Source organism: Arsenicibacter sp. R0_47, from assembly GCF_057652235.1.
Window position 1 is genome coordinate 96,784 of record NZ_JBYFCJ010000019.1, and the last position, 19,181, is coordinate 115,964.

At 49.3% G+C, this 19,181-nt stretch carries 7 protein-coding genes; 6 read left to right on the forward strand and 1 reads right to left on the reverse strand.

The annotated features are described in order from the left end of the window. The first annotated feature begins 930 nt into the window (after window positions 1-930). The 5 genes from AC23NW_RS24935 to AC23NW_RS24955 all read left to right on the forward strand — a co-directional run bounded on the left by AC23NW_RS24935 (window position 931) and on the right by AC23NW_RS24955 (window position 17,266). On the forward strand, window positions 931-11,436 hold the full coding sequence (locus tag AC23NW_RS24935; RefSeq protein ID WP_487452874.1) for an SdrD B-like domain-containing protein: 10,506 nt from the start codon (window positions 931-933) through the stop codon (window positions 11,434-11,436). A gap of 5 nt (window positions 11,437-11,441) precedes the next feature. Next, a complete protein-coding gene (locus tag AC23NW_RS24940) occupies window positions 11,442-12,419 on the forward strand; it encodes a PorP/SprF family type IX secretion system membrane protein (protein WP_487452875.1) in 978 nt (325 codons plus the stop codon). Between the two features lie 203 nt (window positions 12,420-12,622). Further along, window positions 12,623-15,025: an OmpA family protein gene (locus AC23NW_RS24945; protein ID WP_487452877.1), complete on the forward strand. Its 2,403-nt coding sequence runs from the start codon at window positions 12,623-12,625 to the stop codon at window positions 15,023-15,025. Window positions 15,026-15,173: 148 nt separating this feature from the next. Continuing rightward, entirely contained in the window at window positions 15,174-16,106 is a 933-nt protein-coding gene (locus tag AC23NW_RS24950) for a PorP/SprF family type IX secretion system membrane protein (protein ID WP_487452879.1), read from the forward strand. An 80-nt stretch (window positions 16,107-16,186) separates the two neighbouring features. Next, a complete protein-coding gene (locus AC23NW_RS24955; protein ID WP_487452901.1) occupies window positions 16,187-17,266 on the forward strand; it encodes an AAA family ATPase in 1,080 nt (359 codons plus the stop codon). Window positions 17,267-17,270: 4 nt separating this feature from the next. On the opposite strand, the gene AC23NW_RS24960 is transcribed toward AC23NW_RS24955, so the two are convergent. Continuing rightward, a complete protein-coding gene (locus tag AC23NW_RS24960) occupies window positions 17,271-17,837 on the reverse strand; it encodes a cupin domain-containing protein (RefSeq protein ID WP_487452880.1) in 567 nt (188 codons plus the stop codon). A 343-nt stretch (window positions 17,838-18,180) separates the two neighbouring features. Between AC23NW_RS24960 and AC23NW_RS24965 the strand changes: the two genes are divergently transcribed. After that, window positions 18,181-19,179 carry a sensor histidine kinase gene (locus AC23NW_RS24965; protein WP_487452882.1) on the forward strand — a complete coding sequence of 333 codons (999 nt, stop codon included), beginning with the start codon at window positions 18,181-18,183 and terminating at the stop codon, window positions 19,177-19,179. Window positions 19,180-19,181 lie beyond the last annotated feature (2 nt).

Sequence of the window (19,181 nt, forward strand, 5' to 3'; positions counted from 1 at the left end):
CTGGTGTTCTTTCTGACTTCCGATATATTCTCTCTTCCTGAACAGTCCGATTACCTGTATTTACCGTATAGGCATTGGATAAGACTATTCATTGCACATGTCATTTACAAACTAATGCCTGATTTTTGGCATAGTTTTGGCTAATTTGGGAAACTTTCCACTTGCTGGCTACCAGGTAACCATATAAGCATGAATATGTGGTCCTTAATTGCTTTAGAAAATGTATTGTTTGTGTCAAATGCCTGATAGTCACCTTTTGATTAGTCATTTTTTTATATTAAAAAGCTGTATAGCAGGTTTTGGCATAATTTTAGTTAATTCTAAAGGAGATAAAAGTGCTGGTACACAGTTTCCGGAAAATGACATTTATTTTTCGTATGCTGTTGTTGTCCGGTAACTGAAAATAAGTAGTACACCGCCCAAAACAAGTTGCAGATGAAAGTAACTTTTACATTGAGACCTGATAAATGGCCCCAACGGCCGGATCAGTCTCGGCCCATTCGGTCAGGCGTAGCGGCAGATCGAAGAAGTAGGGTGATGATGGTGATGGGGCAAATTGTTCAGTATTTACTGCAAACGATTTGTCGGAGGCCCGTTTCGGCTATCTCCTCTCCGCCGGGCAGGAGCGTGCCTGGGCAGGTGAAATCATTGAAACCAGGGCCCTTAGAACACGCCAGAGCCGCTTTATCAGCCGGAATGCGCGTTGAACCCCCTGACGGTCTTGAACCACCACCATTGAAACAAAAAACGTTTTTGCAATTAATTCCAATTTACAAAATGAATGAGCAACCTTTACTGAAAGGCTCTTCCTGCCCTCCCGAAGCCCCTCCGCGCCGAACGGAGCGGGGTTGGATGTCTGCGGTCCGAAGAGCATTACTTCGGAGAGCGAGCAGTCCAGAGTATCAAACGTTTGGCGGGTTGACTCATCGGATGGCATTCGCTGGCAAGCAAGGTTGGGCTATTGGTAGCCTGATGATGCTGTGCATGTTGCTGATTGCTCCGTTGAGTAGCTCAGCCCAAGTAGCCAATGTTAACTTATCTTTATCTAAAAAGGTAAGTAACAAAACGCCAAACCTGAACGACGTTGTTTCTTACACCGTAACCGTTTCTAACGCGGGGCCGGAGAGTTCGACAGGGGTCGTGGTAAAAGACAGTCTTTCTACTGTCGGAGCGCAATTGTTGAGTGTATCTGTACTGAACGGTGCCGGTTCCACAACAGCTATTGCCTCTAACGTAACCCAATGGAATGTAGGAACGCTTGCTTCTGGTCAGTCAGCAACACTTATCCTGACTGCCAGAGTCATTGAACGTGGGGTTTCGTTCAACACGGCAGAAATTATTGCTGCAAGTGGTACGGATATTAATTCTTCGCCGGCTGTGCATAGCATCGTAGAAGATGACTATGCCAATGCGTGTTTTACGGTACCATTATTATGGTATACCGGAGAAGAATATACAGTTTCGATTCCTATTCAGGGATTTACAGGCACGCGCTGGTATTTAAACGGAAATGAAGTCGGAACGTCAAGTGTTCCGGCAGCCCTTGCTTCAGTTGATGCAAACGGAGATCTGGTCATCAAAAGCCCGGGTGTTTATTCGTTTGTAACATCCTTGAGTGGATGTGCGACCGGAAACTGCTGTGACATTATTGTGCAGCAAGGACCGCTTGCGTCGCTTGGCGATTTTGTGTGGAGCGATAATAACGGTGACGGTCAGCAAACAGCCGGTGAGCCGGGTGTGGCAGGCGTAATTGTTACGCTCTATAGTCCGACCAGCACAACACCGCTGGCATCGACCACAACTGATAGCGGAGGTAAGTATTTATTCCCGAATTTATTACCGGGTGAATACTACGTTGTGTTTACGACACCGGGTGGCTTTACATTGACGGGCCAGAACTCAACAAATCCGTTAAGCGGAACAATTGCACAGACCATTGACAGCGATGCGAACCCGATTACGGGACGTACGCAAACCTATACATTGGCTGGTGGTGACAGTAACTTAACGGTTGATGCCGGTTTGATTCCGCTTAAGTCAACTTTGGGCAATTATGTCTGGGTAGATACAAATGGAAACGGTATCCAGGATCCGACTGAGACTACGGGTGTAAGCAGTGTAACTGTTACACTGTTGAACGCAAATAATAATCAGGCGATTTCAACGCAGGTAACCGGTAGTACAGGTATTTATTCCTTTACAGGTTTAGACGCCGGATGTTATAAAGTTGTATTTACACTGCCTTCCGGCTTTACTTATACAACGCCGAAAGCGCCTGGTAGTACTACTGCGAATGATAGCGATGCCGGGGCAGGTGGTATTACAGACCCAATATGTCTGACGGCCGGTCAGGTTAATCTCGACGTAGATGCGGGAGTTATTCCACTAAAAGCTACATTGGGTGACTATGTGTGGGTAGATACCAACAGCAATGGTATTCAGGATAGCGGTGAAACAACCGGTGTTAATGGCGTAACAGTTGTATTAACGGATGCCAACAGCGGTACAGTAGTCGCTACACAAGTTACCAGCGGTAATGGTAGTTATCTGTTTACGAACCTGAATGCAGGTTGCTATAAAGTTACCTTCACAACGCCTGCTGGTTATACTTTTACAATGGCTAATTCTGCCAGCGCAACTGAAGCAACGGACAGCGACGCTGGAGTTGGTGGTATCACTGAGCAGGTATGTCTGACCGCTGGCCAGGTTAACGTAGATGTAGATGCGGGGGTTATTCCGCTCCGTGCATCTGTGGGAGACTTTGTCTGGGTTGATACAAACGGAAACGGTATTCAGGATAGTGGTGAAACAACTGGTGTCAGTGGTGTTACAGTTGTGCTGACGGATGCTAACAACGGCACCGTTGTCGGAACTCAAATAACAGACAGTAACGGTAAATATCTGTTCACGAACCTGAACGCAGGTTGTTATAAAATTACCTTTACGACGCCTGCCGGCTTTACATTCTCACCGGCTAACGCGCCTGGCTCAACCAGTGCAAACAACAGCGATGCTGGTGTTGGAGGTACAACGGATACATTCTGTCTGACAGCCGGTCAGGTTAACCGCGATATCGACGCGGGTGTTGTTCCGCTTAAAGCTACCTTGGGTAACTTTGTCTGGATTGATACAAACAGCAATGGTGTTCAGGATCCGACTGAAATGGTTGGTCTGAACGGTGTAACGGTTGTATTGACGGATGCAAACAGCGGTACAGTAGTCGCTACACAGATTACAGCTAATAATGGTAGCTACCAGTTTACTCAGTTGAACGCAGGCTGCTACAAGGTAACGTTTACGCTGCCATCAGGGTATACCTTCACAATGGCTAATTCTGCCAGTGCGACTGAAGCAACTGACAGTGACGCCGGTGTGGGTGGTATTACGGAACAGGTATGTCTGACGGCTGGTCAGGTGAATATGGATGTGGATGCGGGTGTTATTCCTACTTGTCCGACCATCACGCTGGCAATTAATAACGTAACGGTTTGCGCCGATCAGGCTGCTGCGCTGGTAGCAACTGCATCAGGTGTAACAAGTGCAACGATCAACTGGTATCTAACACCGGTTGGTGGTGATGCACTGTATACAACAACGAGCGGTCAATCGTTAACGGTTGATCCGACAACTACAACGATCTACTACGCAGAGGCAATAACGGCCGGCGGTTGTAAGAGCGACCGTAAACCGGTTATCGTAACGGTAACGGCTATCCCGCCAACACCAACCTGCCCTGAGCGTCTGACAGTTTGTTCAAACCTGCAACAGACAATCAATCTGACAACTGTACCAATCAACCAGCCACGTCCGGGTAACCGTTTTGAGTGGCACACTGGTGCATTGCCAACATCACCGCTTGTCACAAACACAACGGCTGTTGGTGCTGGTAAGTACTATCTGTTCGAAGTATCGCCAAACGGCTGTTACAGTAACCCAACTGTATTAACAGTTGAAGGCCTTGACTGCCGTTGTACAAATGTTGCAAGCCTCACAATCGGTCAGACACCTGCAATCTGCGAAGGTCAGTCAGTGGTTCTGGTAGCGACATTGGGTGGTTCGGCTACAAGCTTGAGCTGGACAGCTTCCGGCTCGGGTACGTTTGTCACAACAACAGGTACAAGCACAACGTATGTACCGTCGTTAGCGGATATTACACAAGGTTTTGTTGAATTTACTGCCACAACAAATGACCCTGACGGTACCGGTATTTGCTTGCCTGCTACCTTGTCACGTGTTGTTCAGATCAATGAGCGTCCGGATGCACCAATTGGTGTAGCGTGTGACGATACACTGGTTTGTCAGGGCAGCAAAACGAAACTGATCGGCTTTGCACCGGGTAACCGGATCAACTGGTACTCAGCAAATGGTACGCTGATCGGAACAACGGAAAGTGGCGGAAAACTGACAATTTCACCGAATGTTACATCAGTATACTATGCAGAATCAGTAAGCCCTGAAGGTTGCGTGAGCGGAACACGGACTGCAGTAACTGTGACTGTAGGGTTCTGTAACGCTGATCTGGCGGTAACTAAGAATGTTACGCCGAGCGGCCCTTACCGTATTGGTCAGCGGATTACTTACATCGTTACTGCAACAAACAACGGTCCGGTATCCGCATCGGGTGTAACCGTAACAGACCAACTGCCTGCATCGCTGTCATTTGTAGCCGCAACCGCTTCGGTTGGCTCTTATAATGCAGCAACAGGTATCTGGACGATCGGTGAACTGGCTGCCGGCGCTAGCCGCAACCTGTTTGTTGAAGCCGTTGTGAAGGCTGGTGGTTCGGTCCGGAACGTAGCTGTTATTACAGGTACAAACGACGATCCGACTAAGCCTGAAAACAATACGTCGACTGTTACGATCGAAATTGAAGAATGCTCGGTACAGCCTCCTTATATCCATTGTGCAATCACAGAGATCTGTAAGGATGGTAGCGGTACAACCATTTACGCGAATAACTGTAGCGGTAATGTGATCTGGTCAAATGGTGGCAACGGTACATCTATCCAGGTGAATCCGGCTGTAACTACAACGTATACAGCAAGCTGTGTGGTTGGTTCATGCACAAGCCAGGCATCTAACCCGATTACAGTAACGGTAATCAGTGCACCACGGCCAACAATTCTGGCTAGTACAGACAGAGTTTGTCCGGGTGGTTCTGTAAGCCTGACGGCGACGGGTTGCGATAATGGTACAATAAGCTGGTCTACAGGAGTATCTGGTTCTGTTATTACCGTAGATAACATCCAGACGAAGACAACGTACACGGCAACATGTTTTGTGAAAAACTGTCCAGGTGCACCGGCTGAGAAAACAATCGATTTGGGTAATACGCTTACCAAACCAACGATTGTTTGCAGCACAACGGTTGTTTGTCCTGGTGAAGCCGTAGAACTGACAGTTGAGAATTGTCTGGGTACGCCAATCTGGAATACAACAACGGAAACAACGACGCGTATTACTGTTCGTCCAACGGAAAGCAACAACCGTTACTCTGTGATCTGTAGAAACGGTACATGTAGTAGTCCGCAGTCGGATGATTATGTAATTAGTGTTGTAAGACCGGTTAAACCAACCGTTACTCTGTCGAGCGCCACAATTTGTGCAAGCTCAAGTGTAACGTTAACTGCAAGTGGCTGCAATGGTAAAGTAGTATGGAGTGATGCGGCACAAACAACAGGTAATACCCTGATTGTTCGTCCGGCTAACAGCATCAGCTATTTTGCAACATGCCAGTTCCGTAGCTGCTCAGAGCGTTCAGAATCAGCAGCAATAACGGTTGTTAACCCAACTGCTCCACTGATTCGCGCCGATAAGCGTCTGATCTGTTCAGGTGAGCGGGTAATCCTGACTGCTGAAGGTTGTACAGGTGCGGTTGTTTGGAGCGGTCTGACACAGACATCGGCTTCAATCGAAGTTATGCCTGGCGCAACAACTGATTACACGGCACGATGCCAGGCCGGATCATGTCTGAGCGAAGCATCAAACTCGCTGCGTATTACAGTGAACTCAACAGGTACTGCACCGGTTGTCAGAGCACCACAAACAGTTGCCTGCAACGGCGAAGTGGTTTCACTGACAGCAACAGGTTGTACAGGTGGTACCGTAATGTGGTCAGATGGTCAGACGGGCTCAGTAGCTTCGGTAACGGTTTCGGCTACCAACAACCTGTTCTACGCTATCTGTAAGCAAGGTGATCAGTGCGGTAGCCCGCGCTCGAACACAATTTCGTTCAACATCAGAACAATTGCGAAACCAACGGTAGTATGCAGTGATTCTGCACTTTGCCCTGGTGAGTCGCTGGCTCTGACTGTTCAGAACTGCGAAGGTACACCATACTGGAGCACAGGTCAGGTTGGTCAGGTTAGCATCAACGTAAGTCCTACTGTGACAACCGGTTACAGTGTAACTTGCCGCTCAGGTGCTTGTGTAAGTCCTTCGTCGGATATCTATACAATTCAGATCATCCAGCCTGCATCGCTGACGGTAACGGCTTCGAAAACAGAACTGCAGCCAGGTGAAAGCGTACTATTGACCGCTTCAGGCTGTCAGGGTACAGTAACGTGGAACGTAACAGGTGCACCGGCGTCAACCACGCTACTGCTGCAACCGGATGCGACCCGTACGTACATTGCTTACTGTCAATATCGTACATGCCGTAGCGAAGGGTCAGTAACTGTAACCGTTAGACCGGTTGGCTGTCTGGCCAAAGCGGGTACTTTACGGACAGAAACACCTGAAGTATGTGCTACATCGGATAGATTGACGTTAACAGCGGTTGCTAACGGTGGTATGGTTAAACCGGATGGCTACTCTGTACTGTATGTTCTGACAAAAGGTACAGATAAGGTAATTCAGCAGACAAGCAGCACACCAAGCTTCTCAGTTGTCGCTGAAAACACGACGTTCACGATCCATACACTGGTTTACAACGCTAACTCGTCAGATCCTAACTATCTGAACCTGTCAGGTGTAATTCCGGGTGTAACGAAAGCGGCGGATGTAATCAGCCTGATCAGCTCTTCGAAAGTATGTGCTGACCTGGATGTAACGGGTGCTCCGATCAAGGTTAAATCGATCCCTGCTCCTGTACTGCATACTGATAACCTCACCGTGTGTGCGGGTGCTTCTGTAACCATTACGGCATCAGGTTGTGAAGGTGGAGTTGTTCGCTGGATGGATGGTCATACTGGCAATACACTGGTTATTTCGCCGGTCGTAACAACGATTTGGGAGATGGCAACATGCTATAAAGACGGTTGCGAAAGCAAGCCTTCGGCAAGCATAGATATTGATGTGGTAATCCAGCGTCCGCCAACCATCGCCGCTGATAAGGCAAGCGTATGTGCCGGTGATGCCGTTGTACTGACAGCCGTAGGTTGCCAGGGCGGTTATCCGGAATGGTCGAACGGTGCAACAACATCAAGCATCACGGTAACACCGACGGTTGGTAACAATACCTATCGTGCTAAGTGTATCATTGCTGGTGGTGGTTGCGTTAGCCAGTGGTCAGAAAGCGTATCGATTGCCGTAGGTGGTCCGAATGCACCAACAGCAGGCGTACTGTCAGGCACGAACGTGGTAACAAGCTACACAAGCTGCTTCGGTGCTCCGATTACAATGGTAGCACAAGGATGCCCTGCGGGTAGCTACGCGATCTGGTCGAACGGTAACGTCGGTAGCACGATCACGGTAACACCAGGTTTCAACATGACGTACACAGCTCAGTGCTGCTCGTCTACAAACTGTAAGAGCGCGCCTTCAAGAACAATCGCTGTCACGGTACTGCCAAAAGTTGGTGTACCGACAACGAAGGATCTGTCGAATGCCTGTCCGTTCAACACAGTTAATCTGGTTCAGGGTGTAACCAGCACAGCAACGACAACCGGTGGTACATTTGAGTTCTACACATCAGAGACGTTAGGCGAGGCAACACGCGTTGCTAACCCTGGTGCCGTAGCAACATCAGGTAAGTACTATGTAGTAGAACGTTCTGCATCAGGTTGCTATAGCTTACCAGGTGTTATCAACGTAGGCATCGTTGCCTGCGAAGGTTCTCAGACACCATGTGATCAGGCTAATCCTGTAACAGCGGATGCCGGAGCGGATGCTTCGATTTGTGCAGCGAAAACATATAAGCTGACGGGTAAGGCAGGTGGGCCGGTTGCCACATCACAGTGGACAACATCAGGCAGCGGTAAGTTTGACAATCCGTTTGCCCTGAACGCAACCTATACTCCGTCACTTGCCGATGTGCAGGCAGGCAGCGTCACACTGACGCTTGCCGGCCGCTCAAACAACACGGCTTGTCCGACAGCACAGGATGCCATGGTATTAACAATCCAGGGCATTAAGACCGTACCAACCGTAAGCGTGGTTCAGGGTGCCCTGAACCTCTGCTACGGCGATTCGGTAACGCTTGAGGCTTCTGCCGGCAGTGGTTACCTGTGGAGCAACAAGGCAACCACGCAGCGGATTACAGTGAAGAAAACTGCTTCTTACAGTGTTCAGCTGATGGATGCCAGCGGTTGTAGCTCGCTGCCATCGGAAGCGGTAATCGTGACGGTAGCGGACAAAGTTCCTGCGCCGATCGTGTCGAACCTGCGCAATACATGTTCAGCAGTAACGGTTGACCTGAATACGGCAATCAGCAGCCTGAATACCGCGGGTAAAACATATGAATTCCGTACCGGTGAGTCGGCTAGTTCGCCAACTGTTCTGACGCCGGCGTCGGTAGGTGTAGGTACTTACTACATCTTCGAGCGCACGCAGACAGGTTGTGTGAGTCTGCCAGGCAAGGTCGATGTGAAAATCTTCGACTGCAAAAACGATACAGCACGTGCAGATGTAGCGATTACCAAACTGGTAAACAAAACAAAACTGAATCGTGGTGAGCTTGTAACGTACACGATTAAAGTACGCAACAACGGTCCTCAGGCAGCCACTAACGTGAACATCCGTGACGTGTTGCCGCAGGGTCTGGAGCTGGTACAAGGTGCGTATAACTTCAACCTGTCGAGTGGCGTAATCACGAAGTGGTATGGCTCACTGGCCGCCGGTGCTGCTGACTCGATCAGCTTCCAGGCGCGGGTGACGAAGAAAGGTGATATCGTAAATACGGCTGAAGTAACGTATGCCGATCAGGTAGATCCGAATACGGCTAATAACAAGTCGACAGTAACGGTTTCCGATACATCGACTTCGTTCAAAGCCAGTACGCTGGGTATTGCCAAGGGGGTTAGCCAGGCTCGTATGATCGATGCCAATACGGCTGAAATCACTTACGGCTTCTACGTGGTGAACTATGGCGACGAAACGCTGACAAAAGTTCGTGTACAGGATGACTTAACGAATGTCTTCGCGTCTCATAGCGTAGAAGAAGTAACGTTGGCGTCATCATCGAACTACAGCCCTACGTTGAAACTGAACAATAACTACACAGGCTTTGGCAGTAATATTCAGTTGCTTGATTCTGCAAGTACACTGAATCCGAACGCTACAGCTTCGTTTACACTGCGAGTGAAGGTGAAACTGAACGCAAACGATACGACCCGTACATTCAACAACTCAGCGCTGGCTTCAGCACTGGGTGGTTCAGGTCGCCTCGAAGATGCGTCAGTAAGCGGTGCAGATCCGGATCCGGATGGTGATAAGAACCCGACAAACAACGCGGGTACGACAACCTTCCGTCTGGCTCCTGAAACAGCTACTAACCTGATCGGTGTAGCCATGGCAGCTGCAACCACTAAGAAAGATGATGGTAGCTACGATGTCGTGTACACGATTACAGTGAAAAACTTTAGCGATAAAGCCCTGAATGGTATTCAGGTCACTGATAATCTGACGCAGGCATTCGGTGCACCGGCAGCCTTCTCGGTACTCGGGTCTTCCGTTGCACAGGGTAGCCTGACAGCCAATACGGCCTTTACCGGTGGCAGTAACCAGGAGATTCTGTTAGGTGGTACACTGGCGGCTAAGGAAACAGGTGTTGTTTCGGTTACCGTGAATGTACAGCCAAACGGCAACAACGGTCCGTTCTACAACAGTGTTATCGCAAAAGGTACGGTTGAAAGCACTACGGTTATCGTACAGGATGTATCGAACACAGGTGTTGATCCGAACCCGACAGGTGAGGTGCCGACAGCTGTCCGTTTCGATCTGCCGGATGCCCTGATTGGTATTGCTAAGTCAGTAGGTACACCTACTCAGGTTGAAGATGGTGTGTTCGACGTAGCTTACTCGATCAAGCTGACGAACCTGGGCCGGAATGACCTGACGAAAGTGCAGGTGGTTGATGATTTGGCGAAGACCTTCAGTACGGCGGTAATCCTGAGCAGTGGTATCTCGGTATCATCAACATCAGGTCTGATTGTTAACCCGCTGTACACAGGTCAGGGTTCACAGACTAAACTGTTGAAAGATACGACTGCCAACACGCTGCCGGCAGGAGCAAGCCGTGTCCTGAACTTCGTTGTCCGGGTGAACGTTGCCAATGCCAATACACAGACGTTCTACAACTCAGCTATCGCAACTGCCTTCAGCGGCAGCGCAATGGTGGCCGATACGTCGACAGCCGGTACAAATCCGGATCCGAACAATACACTCGATCCACGGACAAGCAATACACCGACACCGGTTGTGTTGAACAGCGTACCGCTCCGTCCGTATATTGGGGTAGCACTTTCGGTGAGAGATACCGTACGTCAGGCTGATGGCAGCTATAACGTAACGTACATGGCTATTGTGAAAAACTACGCAACTGTGCCGATGACTAATGTTTCGCTGACGGATTCGTTATCGAAAGTATTCAACGCACAGAATGGCGCAAGCTTCAAGGTAGTTGGCACAGCAATTGCTACGGGTAAGACAGGATTGAAGATCAATACTGGCTATAACGGCTCAACGAGCGCTGATCTGTTAGTTCCGGGAAGCAGCACATTGCTGGCTGGTCAAAGCGATACTATCCGCTTTGTGGTCAATGTGAAGACCGACGGTACAACAGGTACGTTCCTGAACTCAGCGAAAGCCAAAGCAACGGCGGCGGGTAGTGAAATCACTGATATCTCGACGAACGGTTTGGTGCCAGACGTAAATGGCAACCGCAACCCGACAGACTCGAATGAAGGTGAAGCAACGCCGCTCAACCTGCGTGTAAGCGATGTAGCTGTGTTTATTCCTGAAGGTTTCTCGCCAAACGGTGACGGTATCAACGACCGCTTCGTGATCCGGGGAGCTACAGGTACGGTGCAGTTAGAAGTCTTCAACCGCTGGGGGCACGTAGTTTATAAGAGCGACAACTACCTGAACGACTGGGATGGTACATCCAACACAGGCGTGAATGTAGGCGGTAACGGTGTACCGGATGGTACGTACTTCTACCGCGTCAAACTGAGCGATGGCCGTCAGTTCGTGCGTTACATGACGATTAACCGCTAATACTGATGTTTATCAAATTCTCTCTGAAAAAGAGTGCAATCGTCCTGCTGCTGGCCCTTGTGGCCGGCAGCGGCCGGGTGCACGCTCAGCAGGACAAGATGTTCTCGCAATACATGTTCAACATGATGGCGCTGAACCCTGCTTATGCCGGTAGCCGTGACGTACTCAGCATGACGGCTATGTACCGGAACCAGTGGACGGGCCTTGAAGGCGCACCACAAACGGCGACATTCACCGCCGATATGCCGCTTAACCGTGAGCGTGTAGGGGTGGGTTTGCAATTGTATAACGATCGGATAGGGGTGTATAACGAAACCGGCGCGTTTGCGTCGTATGCGTTCCGCATCAAATTGGGTTCGCGCTCAACACTGGCTCTGGGTCTCCAGGGTGGTGTCACCAACCTGTCGGCTATGTTGACTGAAGTAAAACTGGTACCGGCCGGTGTATCCGCCGACCCTGCGTTTGCCCAGAACATCAACAAAATGCTGCCAAACTTTGGTACCGGGATTTATATCAGCAATGACCGTTCGTATCTGAGTATTTCAGTACCGCGCCTGTTGAAAAACAAGCTGTCTGATTATGATTCAGGTGTTAATCGCGCCGTTGTCCGGCGTCATGCCTATGCGGCAGCGGGTTTTGTGGTAGGTTTGAGCCCTGCGCTGAAACTGAAGCCGTCAATGCTGGTTAAATATGCTGAAGGCTCTCCCCTAGGCTTTGACGGTAACGTTAACCTCTGGATTAACGACCGCGTGGCACTGGGTGTATCTCTCCGGAAAAATCAGTTCTACTCATTTACCAGCTATACCAACGATGCCGTTGTGGGTATGCTGGAGCTACAGTTGAGCGATCAGTTCCGTCTGGGATATGCGTATGACCGTACGGTAAGCCGTTTAGGTCAGGTGGCGCCGAGCTCGCATGAGTTAATGCTGCGTTACGAATTCGGATTCGGTAAAAACAAAATCCTTACGCCTCGTTATTTCTAAGCGATAGTCAGGACAACCGATAAGTAGTAATGGTGTAAACCTATATTCAGATTTCTAAAATACTTTTCTCCGGTTTCTGGAATAATTTGTAGACTTCGGAACAGTATTTGCTATAAAAAGGGTACCTTCTAACAGATTATTACGTCTGTTCAGAAAGTACCCTTTTTTGTTGGTATTGCATCTTCTCACAACAATTACAGCGTATGAAACGACACTGTATACTCTGCTATGTACTGGTAGCGCTGGCTGCGCCGGTGTTCGGGCAGTCTCTGACGAAACAGGCCGATAATCAGTTTAATCTGATGGCTTATTCAAAAGCAGCTGAATACTATGAGCAGGCACTTCAGAATACAAAATCAATGCCCGATACGGATGTTCGGGCGGCCAAAGCCAAACTGGCCTACAGTTACCGGCAGATCCGGGATAGTCAGAAGGCGGAACAGGCATACCGCGATCTGATAACCATGGGCGATCTGCCTGGCGAGTATGTGCAGTGTTATTTGTACTATGCACAGGCGTTGGCCAGTAACGGCAAGTATCGGGAAGCGCAGGAGGCGTACGAAAAGTATAATGCCGTTCAGAAAGATGACAAGCGCGGTCCGCTGTTTTCGAAGCTATACCGAGACGTTAGCTCTTTGTCGAAAAACGCTGCAAGTTACAAAGTCGATTATCTTAACCTCAACACAAAGGCTGCTGAATTTAGCCCTGTCTATTATAAGGATGGTCTGGTATTTGTGTCGGCGCAGGGTGGTGGCAATGGCATAAAACGTGTGTTCAATTGGGATAATACACCGTTTCTGGACCTTTATTACCTGCCGGAACGAAAAGAAATTAAAGGCGATAAAACCGCTAGCCTGGGTGGCTCTGTCAGTAAAAAACAAGTGCAGACCCATAAGATCGGGCGGATACTTGGCATTGATGATTACACCGCGCCGACATCCAACGACACACGTACTGTCGGCTTCTACGGCGGCACAAACGTAAATGCCGGTCTGGGCTATGAAGATGAGCCGCTGACCGAATCAGCGCGCTTCAGCCAGACCCTGAACACCAAATACCACGAAGGGCCGGCTACATTTACGAAAGATGGCTCCCGTGTGGTTTTTACACGCAACAACTACAATAACGGTAAGTATCGTGAATCGTCGGATGGGGTTAATAAACTGAAACTCTATACAACCGTTCAGACAAACGGCGACTGGCAGGCGGTTGAAGAACTACCGTTCAACAGCAACGAGTATTCGACAGGACACCCCTCATTCAGTCCGGATGATAAGTTGCTTTATTTCTCGTCGGATATGCCGGGCGGTTTCGGCGGAACGGATATTTATGTAACAAAACTCGAAAACGGTAAATGGTCAACGCCCGTCAATCTCGGTAAAGAGGTAAATACCAAGGGCAACGAGATGTTTCCGTTTATTGATGAAAAAGGAAATCTCTATTTCTCGTCTGACGGACAGCCTGGTTTAGGGGATCTGGATATGTTTTTCGCCCAACTGGAGAGCGATGGCGTGCATGCAAAATGGGTGCAGAACCTCGGCGAACCGCTGAACTCCAATAAAGATGATTTCGGGATTGTAACGGACGGCGAACGTCGTGGCGGTTATTTCAGCAGTAACCGGAAAAACGGCGGCACCGACGATGATATTTACCGCTTCAAACGGGAAGGGCCACTGTATCCTTGCCGTGAGCTGACCGTCGTTGTGTTTGATACCGAGACAAAAACGCCGCTGGCTAATGCTGCGCTGAAAGTGGATAACAAAACAAACGAAAGCGACAGTAAAGACCTGAAAACTGATAGCGAAGGCAATATCCACCTGTGTCTGGATGCAGAAAATGACTTCCAGCTTGCCGCCAGCACCGAAGGTTACCTCGATAATCAGGTAGGTTTCTCAACCGTAGGTCTGACCGACGATATGCCATCGCGTCTTGAAATTCCGCTGGCAAAACCCAAAGTAATCGAACCGCCGGTGAGTGGTCTGGATCTGGCGAACTCAAAACTGCGTGGCCGCGTAACGACCCAGCAGGGCAAGGCACCGATGGTAGGCGTAAAGGTAATCCTGACCAATGAGTGCGATAAGTCAAAACAGGAAACAGTTACGGATACTGATGGAGCCTATGAGTTTTCGATAAAGGCGGGCTGTGATTATTCGCTCGAAGCCATCAAGGATAGCATGGGTACGACCGGTACGCGCATCTCTAAGGACGGTGCAGGAGTTGCTGACCTGACTATGTTTAAGAAGGGGGACGTAATCCGGATCGATAACATTTATTACAACCTGAATAAGGCCACGATTCGGGCCGACGCAGCAGCCGAACTGGATAAACTGGTGAGCCTGATGAAAAAGTACCCGACGATGAAAATCGAGATGCGGTCGCATACGGATAGCCGTGCAACAACGCAATACAACAAAACGCTGTCGACAAACCGCGCTAAATCAGCCGTAGCCTACCTGAAGGCCAAGGGGATTAAAGCTACGCGTATGGTGGCAAAAGGCTATGGGGAAAGCGAGTTGCTGAATCAGTGCAAAGACGGGACAAACTGTACGGAAGAAGAGCATCAGCTTAACCGCCGGACAGAAATCAAGATTCTGTCACTGCAATAAAAACAAAAAAGGCAATGGAAAACTGCTGATTATATCCGGTTAACACGGGTTGCTCAGCAGTTTTTTTATACCCCTCAACCTCGAGCAGAATTAGGATTTTTGACCGAAATCCATCAATTTTCCAGAACAATTTCTGATGCTTATGTCTATGATCCACTTGTCTAAGCGAATCTGTGCGCTTGTTCTGATTAGCTTACTCTGCGGAAAGCGTGCTCATGCTCAAAAAGAAACGCTTTACTATCAATACCAATTTAGCCCGATGACCATTAACCCGGCCGCAACCGGGCTACGCGAACAACTGCATATGACAGCCATGTTCCGTAAGCGGGGCTTTTTTGTGCAGAGTAAACAGCAGCAGCAAATGAGCGGTGGCGGACAGTCTTCACAGACACTGGCGATGGATGGTGCGGTGGCCGACGGTAAGGTTGGCATTGGCCTTCAGGCGGTTAATGACCGGCTGGGTACACTGGGTACGACCGGTGTGTATGGCACCCTGTCTTATTGGATTAACCTGCCCGACGGAGCCAGCGTTTCCATTGGCGGGTTGGCCGGTGTAAGCTTTTTACCCGTGTATGATCAGGTGAGCCTGACGAGTACCAACAAAGCCAACATGAGCTACGGCGCCGGGGTTTATTATTATTCAGATACCTTTTTTGGCGGGGTTTCCATGCCGGAAGTTAGTAAAGGCGTGTACGGACTGGGTACAGGGTTAGGCTCTTACCAGAGCGTCCGGCCGCTGTTTATTCAGGCGGGGTATAAGCTGGAGTCCGGTGAAAACCTGTCGCTGATACCGTCTGTGCTGGTTACGCAGGCAACCGGCCGCCCAATTGGTTTTGACGTGAATGCCAAGGCGTGGTTTATGGAAAAAGCCGGCCTCGGATTGTCGTACCGGCATAACAGCCTCGGTTATCAGCCCGTCAGCTATGTACAGGTATCGGCAGAGTATCAGCTCTCGGATGCAATCCGCGTTGGGTTGACCTACAACTCGACCGCCCCGGAAGCGCCGGTCAATACGTTCCAGAAGAGCGTATTTGAGCTGCTGTTCCGGTATGTGCCAAATCCGCAGAAATTCACGTTCTGACGGTTTTTTCGTATATTCAGCTATTACTAACGGCAATTTCTCCCTTGAAAAACGAGTCAGATAATTCAGAATTGCGTACCATGTTCGGCGGTTGGAAGAAGCGTGATGATGAGGTAGGGGAGCGGATCCATAATTTACACATTCCGAACGATCTGGAGCGGGAGTTTCCGATTGCTCCGTATTTTGTTCAGAAATTCGGGCAATACCCGAACTATGTCTATTTCAGTGATGATTTCCGGCCCGGCGTGCGTGATATGCTGCTGAACCGGGGCTTCGAAATCATTAACTCGTCGCTGCGGCTGACCGAAAAAGGCTGGCAGACAGTCGAACAAATCATTCAGCACCCTGAAGGAATACTGCTGAAACTGGAATTACTTGGCGACCGGTTTTGCCGGATGCACGGGTATTATGGGCAGGAAGAGCTAACCAGAAAGCTGCTGAGCGATGTGTTTGAGCATAAGTATAAACACGAAGAGAATCAGACTCATATTTACCTGATTCAGAGTGGTATGGGCGGTATGCATACCGAACGGGTTGAAATAAAACCGCCTGAAATTAACCTTGATCTGCACTATAACGACGACTTCATCCCGGTTCATGAGCGCCTGGTATCGCTGCTTGAAGAGCCGAAGAGTAAGGGCTTAATGCTGCTGCACGGAGAGCCGGGAACCGGAAAAACAACCTATATCAAGCACCTGAGTGCCATGGTCAAAAAGGATATGCTGATTCTGCCGCCTTACATGACCAATTACCTGACATCGCCGGAAATCATTCCGTTTCTGCTTGAAAACAAGGATTCAGTCCTGATCATTGAAGATGCCGAACGGATTCTGCAGTCCCGCGAGGCCGGAGGTGATACCAACAGTGTCTCGAATATCCTTAACCTGACCGATGGCTTACTGGCTGATTGTATGCACATTCAGGTCATTGCGACCTTTAATGCAAATAAAAGCCTGCTGGATAAAGCCCTTTTACGAAAAGGCCGGCTGATGGTGGATTATGCATTCGGGAAACTGACGGTTGATAAGTCGAACCGGCTGCTGGAGCATCTGGCCTCTGATTTCCGCACGAAGGTGCCTATGACACTCGCCGAAATCTTTAACCGCGACGACCAGACGGTATCCGGAGACCGGCCCGACTCCACACGCGTCGGTTTCTGAAACGCTACTGAATCTTCACATATTGCTGCTGGAGCCGGGCGGCAATACCGGTCGAAACAGCGCGGTGATAAAGCCATTGAATAACCGGATTTAAAACCGCCATTGGTCCGGCGAGCTTGCTGCCAGCCAGTGCATAGGTATAGGCCCGTATCAGCCAGTTGCCCGGTGCACCGGTTTCGGGGCTGCATTTCCCGTCATTGGCCAGTCCGTAAACGATCTGCAAGGTTTGCTCAAAGGCGGGGCTACCCGGCGAAATAACGCATTTAAACCGGCAAGGCTGACTGGTATTGTTAAAAAAACGGTGCGGCCTTCCGGCGATTACCGACGCATATTGACCTGGCTTCAGGGTCAGCTCCTTTACACCGACCTGCAGGCTCAGTTGCCCTTCCAGACACATAAATGTTTCATCATGCCCCTGATGATAATGTAAATGGACGCCACGTCCGGGAGCCAGTATCACCTCAACCCAGGTGTGGTTGAAGCCGCTTTCCCGCGCTGTCCGGACAAAAGTAACATGGTCATTAATAACAGGGTGGTGTATGGTACGTGAACCGGAACGTTGCGTATTCATAAGCAGGAAGTGTTGTTTACGGAGCAAAAATGCCGTCCCCCCGCGTGTGTAACAAGGCGAGGTCCATTGAAGTGAGTTCTTCACAGTCTGAACTGTGAAAAGACCGGTATGAGCTGCCGGGCAGGTACCCGTATCCGGAGCTGACCGGTCGCTAAGTGGCCTGACAATTCATCCCTGCATTTTACGGTTTGAGCGGCCGGAAATATCAATCCATACAGACTCATCTGCAAATTGAGTAGATTGTAACTTAATTTGGAATATTCTTACAAAAGAGCCGGCAATGGTGACCCCCCGTATCATACATCACTATTTTACAAAACAGGAACTTTGGTATCATATCCTGATGATGCCGATCCTGTTTCCGATCGGGAATTATTTTCTGGTCGGGCCGCGCTATTTTCAGTCACTGGATGTTCTGTTTTACGGAACGGTGCTCCTCTTTTTTCTGTACTGGCTGTCGATCATTACCCTGACAATCACCATTCGTGAAATCATTAACCGGTTTCCGGAGGTCCATCAGACGGTAATGCGGACGGGAGTAATGTTCGTATGCGTGGGCCTGTTAACAATCGTACTGGCCAGTATCGATGTAGCAGCCTACCACCTGTTTCCGGTATTTAATACTCCCTTTAACTGGCCGACAGTACGGACGATTGTCCTGCTCGGACTGGTATTCGACGTATGCCTTTGCTCGGTTCTGAGTTTGTTTTATACATACAGCCGCTGGCAGGAAAACCAGGCCGAAAGCGAATACCTGAAGCGGATGGCCTTACAGACGCAGCTCGATACCCTTAAAAGTCAGGTAAATCCGCACTTTTTATTTAACTGCCTGAATTCGCTCTCGTCGCTGATTGGGGAAGACAAAGTACTGGCCGAGCAGTTTGTCGATGAAATGGCGAAGGTGTACCGGTATATGTTACAGGCCAATGACCGCGAAACAACGACCCTCGAATCTGAAACCCGCTTTGTCGGTTCATACGCCTTTTTACTCCGGACACGCTACGGAAAAAGCATTTCAATCAATATGGAGGTGAATCCTTCATATTTACACTGTTATTTGCCGCCACTTACGCTACAGACGCTCATTGAGAATGCGCTGAAACACAACTCGGTTTCGGTTGAAAAACCATTACTGATTGACATTTTTACCGCTGATGGGCTACTGGTAATCCGTAATAATGTGCAAAAACGCATCGTCAGGGTGCAGACCGGTCAGAACGGTTTGTCGAACCTGACGGCAAAATATGAGATGATCAGCATGGAAAAAGTAAACGTTTATGATAATGGACAGCAGTTTACGGTTACATTGCCTTTATTGACCCAACCGATTCAAGTACCGTAACT

Coding starts and splice junctions, on each gene's coding strand:
- AC23NW_RS24935 (WP_487452874.1), top strand. CDS start 931: ATGGCATTCGCTGGCAAGCAAGGTTGGGCTATTGGTAGCCTGATGATG.
- AC23NW_RS24940 (WP_487452875.1), top strand. CDS start 11,442: ATGTTTATCAAATTCTCTCTGAAAAAGAGTGCAATCGTCCTGCTGCTG.
- AC23NW_RS24945 (WP_487452877.1), top strand. CDS start 12,623: ATGAAACGACACTGTATACTCTGCTATGTACTGGTAGCGCTGGCTGCG.
- AC23NW_RS24950 (WP_487452879.1), top strand. CDS start 15,174: ATGATCCACTTGTCTAAGCGAATCTGTGCGCTTGTTCTGATTAGCTTA.
- AC23NW_RS24955 (WP_487452901.1), top strand. CDS start 16,187: ATGTTCGGCGGTTGGAAGAAGCGTGATGATGAGGTAGGGGAGCGGATC.
- AC23NW_RS24960 (WP_487452880.1), bottom strand. CDS start 17,837: ATGAATACGCAACGTTCCGGTTCACGTACCATACACCACCCTGTTATT.
- AC23NW_RS24965 (WP_487452882.1), top strand. CDS start 18,181: ATGATGCCGATCCTGTTTCCGATCGGGAATTATTTTCTGGTCGGGCCG.